Consider the following 783-nt stretch of genomic DNA (forward strand, 5'->3'; position numbering starts at 1 on the left):
CCTCGCCCCGGCGCGCGGCCGACCGCGACTGGTGGCACGCCCAGCTTGCCGGCCTGCCCGAGGTCGCGGGCCCGGCGCCGGGCCGCGCGGTCAGCGGCCATGACTTCCTGCGCGATTCGCGCCGGTTGCCGCAGGCGCTGCTGGACCGGCTGGCCGCCTATGCCACCCGGCACCGGCTGGGCTGGCCGGATGTGCTGAACGCGCTTTGCGGCGCCTATCTGGCACGCTGGACCGGGGGCGAGGCGGTGATCGGCCTGCCCTTCATGGCGCGGATGGGTCGCAGGATCGCGCAGGTGCCCTGCATGGCGATGAACGTGCTGCCGCATCGGCTGCGGCTGGACGAGGACGCGCCCCTGCCCGAATGGCTGGCCGCGCAGTCGAAAGCCATGGCCCAGGCCCGCCGCCGCGGCCTCTATCGCAGCGAGCTCTTGCGGCGCGAACTGGGGCTGGTCGGGGGCACGCGGCGGCTTTACGGCCCGCTTGTGAACGTGCAGCCCTTTGACAGGCCGCCGGAATTCCCGGGACTCGACTGCCGGCTGCACATCCTGGGTGCCGGGGCGGTGGACGACCTGACACTGACCTTCCGCGGCGACCCGGAAGCGGGCATGACCTTCGAGGTGGACGCGAACCCGGCGCTCTACCCCCTCGACGAGGTGCGCGGCCATGGCGACCGGCTGGCGGCGTTCCTGGCCGCGGCGCTGGCCGCCGGCACGCTGGCCGAGGTGCCGACCGCCAGCCCCGCCGAGATCGCCGCGGCAAGGGCGCGGGCCGAGGCGACCCGCC

General features: G+C 75.1%; 1 protein-coding gene. It reads left to right on the forward strand.

Going from position 1 to position 783, the window contains the following annotated elements:
• Window positions 1-783, forward strand: a 783-nt coding sequence (locus I9P22_RS24325; protein WP_233253590.1) for a condensation domain-containing protein, incomplete at both ends; no start/stop codon positions are given.

This window comes from Paracoccus binzhouensis, assembly GCF_016446475.1.
GTDB classification, from domain to species: domain Bacteria; phylum Pseudomonadota; class Alphaproteobacteria; order Rhodobacterales; family Rhodobacteraceae; genus Paracoccus; species Paracoccus binzhouensis.